Annotated in this window: 6 protein-coding genes and 1 pseudogene; 6 read left to right on the forward strand and 1 reads right to left on the reverse strand. The window is 43.4% G+C overall.

All coding sequences use genetic code 11. The annotated features are described in order from the left end of the window. The first annotated feature begins 136 nt into the window (after positions 1-136). The 3 genes from AB6E08_RS22000 to AB6E08_RS22010 all read left to right on the forward strand — a co-directional run bounded on the left by AB6E08_RS22000 (position 137) and on the right by AB6E08_RS22010 (position 3464). Positions 137-676, forward strand: coding sequence for a YaeQ family protein (locus tag AB6E08_RS22000; protein WP_017101705.1), 540 nt, complete (start codon positions 137-139; stop codon positions 674-676). Beyond that, complete coding sequence (locus AB6E08_RS22005; RefSeq protein ID WP_372067691.1) at positions 669-1250, forward strand: hypothetical protein; 582 nt, start codon at positions 669-671, stop codon at positions 1248-1250. Before AB6E08_RS22000 ends, AB6E08_RS22005 begins: the two co-directional genes overlap by 8 nt. A 741-nt stretch (positions 1251-1991) precedes the next feature. Continuing rightward, positions 1992-3464 carry a C69 family dipeptidase gene (locus AB6E08_RS22010; RefSeq protein ID WP_372067688.1) on the forward strand — a complete coding sequence of 491 codons (1473 nt, stop codon included), beginning with the start codon at positions 1992-1994 and terminating at the stop codon, positions 3462-3464. Positions 3465-3529: 65 nt separating this feature from the next. On the opposite strand, the gene folE is transcribed toward AB6E08_RS22010, so the two are convergent. Continuing rightward, the gene (gene folE / locus AB6E08_RS22015) at positions 3530-4183 is read right to left on the reverse strand and encodes a GTP cyclohydrolase I FolE (protein ID WP_004731548.1); all 654 of its coding nucleotides are present in this window, start codon (positions 4181-4183) and stop codon (positions 3530-3532) included. A 216-nt stretch (positions 4184-4399) separates the two neighbouring features. Between folE and moeA the strand changes: the two genes are divergently transcribed. The 3 genes and pseudogenes from moeA to AB6E08_RS22030 form a co-directional block, all read left to right on the forward strand. Further along, complete coding sequence (gene moeA, locus AB6E08_RS22020) at positions 4400-5635, forward strand: molybdopterin molybdotransferase MoeA (RefSeq protein ID WP_065679931.1); 1236 nt, start codon at positions 4400-4402, stop codon at positions 5633-5635. 12 nt (positions 5636-5647) lie between these two features. Then, positions 5648-6397 (forward strand): molybdopterin-synthase adenylyltransferase MoeB, encoded by a 750-nt coding sequence (gene moeB / locus AB6E08_RS22025; RefSeq protein WP_372067684.1) that lies wholly within the window; start codon positions 5648-5650, stop codon positions 6395-6397. 256 nt (positions 6398-6653) lie between these two features. Continuing rightward, positions 6654-7891, forward strand: a pseudogene (locus AB6E08_RS22030) (DUF6923 family protein); the annotation flags it as partial. Positions 7892-7946 lie beyond the last annotated feature (55 nt).

The following is a 7946-nucleotide window of genomic DNA, read 5'->3' on the forward strand; positions in this document are numbered from 1 at the left end:
AACGGTATGCTAAGAACAAAAATGCCGTTCACTCTTAAGTGAACGGCATTACAGCCTCTGCTGGCTATTTTTTTACACGCTATTCAGAGATTTAAGGTAACATCCCCCCACTATTTCTATCTAAGACACCCTATCAATGGCTCTCAAACCAACAATCTTTAAGTTTCGCATCTCTTTAACCGATATGAATCGCGACTATTACGACTCTTTTAATCTAACGGTTGCTCAACACCCTTCTGAAACAGAACAACGCATGATGGCTCGTATCATTGCTTTCTGTATCAATGCATCTCCTGAACTTGAGTTCACTAAAGGGTTGTCTAGCATTGAAGAACCCGATTTATGGCAGAAGTCGTTAGATGACCAAATCTTAGAGTGGATTGATGTTGGTGAACCCGATCCAGAACGCGTTAAGAAGGCGACTCGCTTATCTAAGTCTGTGAGCGTGTTCAGCTTCAACACTAAATCGAATGTTTGGTGGGAACAGAACAAAGGTAAATTCGGTTATCTGAAGGCTCAGATCGTTCGTCTAGACAACGATGGTATTGAGCAGCTAGCAGCGATGACACAACGTACTATGGACCTTTCAGTGATGCTGTCGGGTAACTCTGCGTTCGTAAACAGCGACACGCAATCTGCAGAAGTAACGTGGGAAGAGCTACAGAGTAATGACTGAGACCCAAACTCAGACTGAACCTCAGCGCCAAACTAAGCTCGAAGCGTGTTTACAGCTCGCTGGTCTCGATTCAGTAAAAGCGCTGACGACTGGCTATGAAAAAGAGTTAAAGTCATTTATTGATGAAAACCATGCTCTGTTTAGACACGCTTGCGAGAACAAGCCGGACAACTCTGCACGTCAGACGTTGCTCGGCCTGTTAACCAAGGTACATATCGATGCAAGCTATCGCTTTGAAAGCAATAAAGAAGCGAATGAGGCAATGCAAAATGTATTCGATACTACAGTGGGCACTGAGCACAGCGACAAGTTTCAAAACTCTAACGCTCAGCAGTTACAGTTAATCACTCATTTGTGGTTGTTCATTCAAGGACGACTAGGAATGGATTACAGCCTTGCTAATGATCATGCTGCTGTAGCCGCTACGCTGTTGTCTCGCATATCGAGAAGCAGTGATGATGAGATTCGCGTAGAGTTCATGGCAAGTTTTTATGATGGTTTGAACCTCTATCAAGCTGAGAATAAGCCGTCCGGTTTTGTTCATTACTTTAAGCGTTTGTTTAATCTTTCTTAAGCATTCCACCAGCTGCTGTACCCAAATTTGCGCTTTATAGATTCTGTAAAGCGCATCTAATTTCCGTTCCAACCAATCCATATCGAAAATGCAGATTCCCTCTTACGCTCGTTCCTCACTTTAGGGAATGACGAAAGTAACTAAGTCACTCATTCTGCAAGATCATCAGTGTTTGCTTCTAATAGGCTGGCGTAGAATACACTCTGCACCCCCACCCTCGTATTTTACTCACTCACCGTCATCCTCGAGAAGGAGGAACGACTGAGTTGAGGATCTAATACCAAGTCAGAAACTACACAGACAAACAGATTCCCTATTACACTCGTTCCTCGCTTTAGAGAATGACGACATTCTCAGTCATTGCAGTTTACTTCATTGCAAGCACAAAAAAGCCCCCACAAGATACCGCGCTTCAGCACTGTTGTTTATCCGATTGCAGCCCAAAAACCATACGTTAGAGACGAACAAAGTCTTGTTGTGATAATGATACTTCTCATAACACGACGAATTAAAGCTACGTATATGGCAAGGTTACTTTACAACTATAACTTATCAATTTATTCAAAAAGTGCATATTTTTCAGATAATTATTCTCAAATGGAAATATCAGTTATGTGACGAGCAGAAGCATTTTCTCTTGTGATGATAAGTACACTTAATTTTATAAAATGATAATAAAAAACCTGCAAATACAACTAACGTTAACTTTAAATTATCTTGTTTTATAAGCGGAGAATTAAAATGAAAATATGGTCTGTATCCTTTCTTGCAACTGCAGTAGCTGTCGCTCTAAGCAGTAATGCGATAGCTTGTACTGGGCTTATTGTTGGTAAAGAAGCGTCGAGCGACGGTAGCATTATGATTGCTCGTAATGAAGATTTTAGCATTAACAACTGGAACAAATACCTAAAGTATCGACCTGCGCAAGATAACCAAGAAGGTGACTGGCAGTTAGGTAACGGGTTAATTGTTCCGATGCCAAAGCACTTCTTTGCTTACTCTGCGATACCAGACTGGGATGCGGATACCGTTAATCGCGACGGAAAATTCTATGAAGAACGTGGGATTAATGAACACAACGTTGCCATTTCAGCAACAACCAGCGCAGAAATAAACGACAAAGTCGCCAAGGTAGATCCTTTAATCGACAATGGCGTAATCGAAGCCATTATACCTACGTTAATCCTTCCTCAGGCAGAAAACGCAAAACAAGCCGTAGAGTTACTCGGTCATTACATCGAAACCTATGGTGCTGGTGAAGGAAATAGTTTGTATATTGCAGACACCAATGAGGCGTGGTTATTTGAAATTGGTTCAGGCCACCATTGGATTGCTGTAAAAGTACCAGATGACAGTTACGCCATGATTGCAAATGGCTTACGTGTACATGGTGTGAACTTGGCAAACAAAGAGGTACTGCATTCAAAAGACATATTCGAGTTTGTAGAACAAAACAAACTGCTTGATAACGCAGATGAAAAATCTTTCAATTTTGCAAAAGCATTCGGAGTTATTGGTGATGAGTATAATATCGATCGTGAATGGTTAGGCCAAAAAATACTGACACCTTCGCTGCATCAACAAAGTCGCATGACGCAATACCCTTTGTTTATGAAACCTGATACAAAAATCTCAGTTGAAAATGTGGCAGAGGTACTTAGCGCGACTTATAAAGACACTGTTTTGGAAGGAAAATCGAAACGACCAATTAGAGTTGAACGTCAACTAGAGTCGCATATTATTCAGCTTCGCCCTGAGATGCCAGAAGAGCTTCAAGGTATTATTTGGCAAAGCCTCGGCGTGTTACCAGAATCTGTTTTAGTGCCGTTATACTCAACCCTACAAGATTACCCAAAAGCGTACCAAGTAGGCGATGATAACTACAGTGATGACTCTGCTTATTGGCAGTTCCGTAGTTTAACCGCCCTCGCTTCTACAAACCCAGATAAGTATTTACCAGTACTAAAAGCAACTTGGGACAAAGAAGAAACTCAACTATACAAGCAGGTCGCACACTTAGATAAAACGTTAACAGACATGTATAAAGTAGATAAACAAGCGGCTCTGAACATGGCTGCCGACTACTCATACGGACAGCTTAAGCGTACCTTAGATATGGCAACTGAGCTTAGATACAAAATGATTACAGATTTGACTAAAAGCACAGAGAAGAAATACTCAGAGGAAGAGTTTAAGAAAATAGTAAATCTGTAGGCTTATGAAGCAACCAATAAAAACGGAGCATAATGCTCCGTTTTTTTATCTGAATAGGTTTAGTTCTAACGCAGGCCGTGTAAGAACTCATGGCGCGTTGCTGGGTTTGATCTAAAAATCCCCCCCAGAGCTGTTGTTGTTGTTTCGCTGGTTGCGTCCATTACACCACGAGATTTCACGCAGTAATGAACCGCATCCATGGTTACAGCAACATCATCCGTTTCTAGTAGCGTTTGCAATGCTACAAGGATTTGCTGTGTCATGCGCTCTTGAACTTGAGGACGTTGAGCAAAGAAACGAACGATTCTGTTGATCTTCGAAAGACCAATGATCTTACCTTGAGGAATGTAAGCGACTGCGGTTTTACCATCAATGGTGACTAAGTGATGCTCACATGTGCTGGTGACGGTAATGTCTTTTACACGAACCATTTCACGAACACCCATCTTGTTTTCGATCACGGTGATTTTAGGGAAATTGGCGTAATCCAAACCAGAGAAAATCTCATCCACATACATTTTTGCAATACGTTGCGGCGTTTCTTCCAGACTGTCATCTGCAAGATCAAGTTCAAGGAGAGTTAGAATCTCACGCATATGGTGTTCGATTCGTTCCTTTTTCTCTTCTCGGCTAACCTGGTTAGGACGCATTGGTGTCTCTAATCCGCGGCTTGCTAGCGCATCTTTAACCAACTTCGCTGATTCGCTAAGACCTGACATTGAACTTCCTCTTTTAATACCCCTTCTGGATGGCAAACAAGGATACTCGGAATTTTGATTAAATACACCCATATTTTAAGGGAGGTCATTATTTACGGGGCTTAAACTATGCTAAAGTGGCTGCAATTTCGTTGGCGAACATCTGTGATTTGATAATTATGGAGCCACTATTGCCAACCACTAAATCAAAATAATAACGACCAAAGGATTTCAATTATGGGCTGTTGCGACGCTCCGGGCTTAATGCCAATTGAAGAAGCACTAGATAAGCTGCTATCACCAATCAAACCAATCCAAACGACTTTATCTCTACCTCTTGCTGAAGCATTAGGTTATGTCCTTGCTGAAGATATTCTTTCCCCTATTTTCGTACCTCCTTTTGATAACTCAGCAATGGATGGCTATGCACTGCGCTTAGCAGACCTAGAGAACGGTAAAGTACTACCATTAGCAGGCAAATCTTTTGCAGGCCAACCGTTCGAAGGTGAATGGCCAAGCAACACCTGTATTCGCATTATGACTGGCGCAAAGATCCCTGAAGGTTGTGACGCCGTAATCATGCAAGAAAATACGGTTGAAACTGATACTGGCATTGAAATTCAACAAGACGACATCAAGCTGAACAATAATATTCGCCCTACTGGTGATGACATCAAACAAGGTGATATCGTTCTTAGCCGCGGTGAACGTTTAACACCTCGTGACATTCCAATGATTGCTTCGCTGGGTGTGAGCCACGTGACAGTGTTACAGAAGCCTAAAGTCGCGTTCTTTTCTACCGGCGATGAGCTAAAGCCACTAGGTCAACCTCTTGAAGACGGTCAGATCTACGACAGCAACCGCTACGGCATTAAACCACTAATTGAAGCGTTTGGTTGTGAAGCTATAGACCTAGGCATCATCCCAGATTGCACTGCAACGCTTAAAGAGACGTTCGAGAAAGCACAGCAAATAGCAGACGTGGTTGTGACTTCTGGCGGCGTAAGCGTTGGCGAAGCTGATTACACGAAAGACATTCTTGAAGAACTGGGGCAAATCGGTTTTTGGAAGCTAGCTATCAAACCCGGTAAACCGTTCGCATTTGGTGAGTTGGATAACGCGTGGTTCTGCGGCCTACCGGGTAACCCAGTATCGGCGATGATGACCATGTATGTTTTGGTTCAACCTATGCTTGCTAAATTGGCTGGTCACACAGCGTGGACAGCTCCGGAATCTATTCCTGCTATCACCAAGTCTGCATTCAAAAAAGGCCCAGGCCGTACTGATTACCAGCGTGGCATTTACTCGATTGAAAACGGTCAATTTGTGGTAGAAACAACGGGTAACCAAAGCTCTGGCGCTTTCCGCTCAATGAGTTTAGCAAACTGCTTTGTGGTACTAGAGCGCGAACGCGGCCGTGTTGAAGTCGGTGAAACGGTTCAGATCCAACTGTTTAACTCGACGCTTTACTAACGAGGCTTACTGATGGAAATACTGTCTGACGCAGAGATGCTTCGCTACAACCGTCAAATCATTCTTAAGCAGTTTGATTTTGAAGGCCAAGAAGCGCTAAAGCAGAGCTCAATCTTAGTCTTAGGAGCTGGAGGTTTAGGTTGTGCCTCTGCCCAATACCTTGCGACTGCGGGTATTGGTAAGCTAACACTGATCGATGATGATATTGTCGAGCTTTCAAACTTACAGCGACAAGTCCTTCACGCCGATGCTGATATTGGCAAGAAGAAAGTCGATTCGGCAGCTGAGTCGCTGCAGGTATTGAACCCTCATCTGACGATTGAAACCGTCGACCACAGGCTTGATGATCAAGCGCTTGCAAAGTTAATTGAAGCGCACTCGTTAGTTCTTGATGCCAGTGACAACGTGGAAACACGTAATCAGTTGAACCGCTTGTGCTACGCATCGAAAACACCATTAGTTTCTGGTGCTGCTATTCGTATGGAAGGCCAGATCAGCGTATTCACTTATCAAGATACTGACGCACCGTGTTATCAGTGCTTGAGTGCTCTATTCGGCAACGCTGCACTAAGCTGTGTTGAAGCGGGTGTGATGGCACCGGTAGTTGGCATGGTGGGCGCAGCTCAAGCTTTGGAAGCTATCAAGGTTATTGCTCAGTTTGGACAACCAAAGCAAGGCAAACTTTTAATTCTCGATGCCATGTCTCACAGCTGGCGTGAAATGAATTTAATGAAGATGCCTAATTGCTCGGTGTGCGGATAGACTAAGCATATCCCCCTCTAATCGACAACCTAAGCCTTGACTAAAAGTCAGGGCTTTTTTAGGTCTCAACATCAGCTTCTCAAATCGATTTATCAATTTGAAATGATCTATAAAAGATTAGTTTCATTTGAATTCTCATTTCGAGAATATATTGCACATCTCAGTGATTTAGAATATAAACAATAAAAAATCAACAACTTAAAAGTGGCACGTAACTTGTAAAAGTATCTAGACCTTCTATGACAAGGATGTAGATATGAGAATTACAACGTTAAGTTTGCTATTAAGTGCGCCTTTGGTCGCCAACGCAGCGCCATTCGATACCTGTCCGAGCCAGGCTTACCTATTCCAATCGACACCCGTACAAGTTTGGGGCGTGAACCTAGTGACAGGCTCAACCACCCTGTTAGAAGACGATACGGGCATGAACGCCAATATCAATGGTGTTGGTTTCGACTTTCAAGACAGATATATTTATGGCTATGACACTACCAATAAACGCTTGGTTCGCCTTGGACAGGATTTCCAAGCAGAAGTGATCAATACCAGTGGATTACCAACCGATCACACTTTCTATGTCGGCGATGTCTATGACCATGTGTATTACCTTTACCGTACAGGAAAAGGCTTGTTCACCGTTGATCTATCGCCGTTAGACGCCGACCCAAACGCGACTGTTACAGTTAACAAAATAGCTGGTAGCCCGGCAACCGTAAACTGACTGATTTCGCTTTCCACCCAAGTGATGGTTCTTTATATGGTATCGATAATAACTCCGGAGGCTTATACAGCTTCAATCCTACAACCGGTGCCGAAACTTACATCGGTGATACTGGTGAGTTAGGTACATTCGGAGCGGGTTATTTTGATGTAAACGGCTATTACTACGTATCTCGAAATCAAGACGGGAAAATCTACCGTATCAATCTGTCTCCAGACAACGCGAGCAATATCGCAGCAGGAATTGTTCCAGCCGTTGAATTTGTATCGAATGGGCCTTCTTCTAATCAAAATGATGGCGCTCGTTGTGCGAATGCGCCAGTTGTGGATGAAGATTCCAACATCGACTTTGGTGATGCGCCAGACAGCTACCTAACCCTACTCGCCAGCAATGGTCCTCGACATGAACTTGATGGTGTGACTTGGTTAGGCACTGATGCACCCGATGCCGACCTTGATGGCTACGTAACTCCACAATCGGATGAAAGTGTTGGCATTGATGACGAGTGGGCAAACGGTGGTATCGGTTTTGTTACGGCGCTTGAAGCCGGGCTTGATTCAAAAGTGGTGATTGAAGCTTCAACAACCGGTTACCTTTCGGCGTGGATAGACTGGAACCAAGATGGCAGCTTCGATGGCGCTAACGAACAAGTGTTTACAGATTACCTGTTAGATGCCGGTGAAAACGATCTGTTCCTTAATGTTGATATCAACGCACTTACCGGTACTACATGGGCTCGATTTAGATTCAGTCAACAAACCAACCTAAACTACCGGCGTTTTTCAAGGTAGTTGTCATCATTCGCTTGTTTACTAAGCAGCTTCTCTT

It is taken from the genome of Vibrio sp. 10N.247.310.24, assembly GCF_041467175.1.
Classification (GTDB): domain Bacteria; phylum Pseudomonadota; class Gammaproteobacteria; order Enterobacterales; family Vibrionaceae; genus Vibrio; species Vibrio tasmaniensis_A.

What these genes read in the sequence shown, in the direction of transcription:
- folE (WP_004731548.1), bottom strand. Translation starts at nt 4,183, where the DNA reads ATGTCAGGTCTTAGCGAATCAGCGAAGTTGGTTAAAGATGCGCTAGCA.
- AB6E08_RS22005 (WP_372067691.1), top strand. Translation starts at nt 669, where the DNA reads ATGACTGAGACCCAAACTCAGACTGAACCTCAGCGCCAAACTAAGCTC.
- moeB (WP_372067684.1), top strand. Translation starts at nt 5,648, where the DNA reads ATGGAAATACTGTCTGACGCAGAGATGCTTCGCTACAACCGTCAAATC.
- AB6E08_RS22000 (WP_017101705.1), top strand. Translation starts at nt 137, where the DNA reads ATGGCTCTCAAACCAACAATCTTTAAGTTTCGCATCTCTTTAACCGAT.
- moeA (WP_065679931.1), top strand. Translation starts at nt 4,400, where the DNA reads ATGGGCTGTTGCGACGCTCCGGGCTTAATGCCAATTGAAGAAGCACTA.
- AB6E08_RS22010 (WP_372067688.1), top strand. Translation starts at nt 1,992, where the DNA reads ATGAAAATATGGTCTGTATCCTTTCTTGCAACTGCAGTAGCTGTCGCT.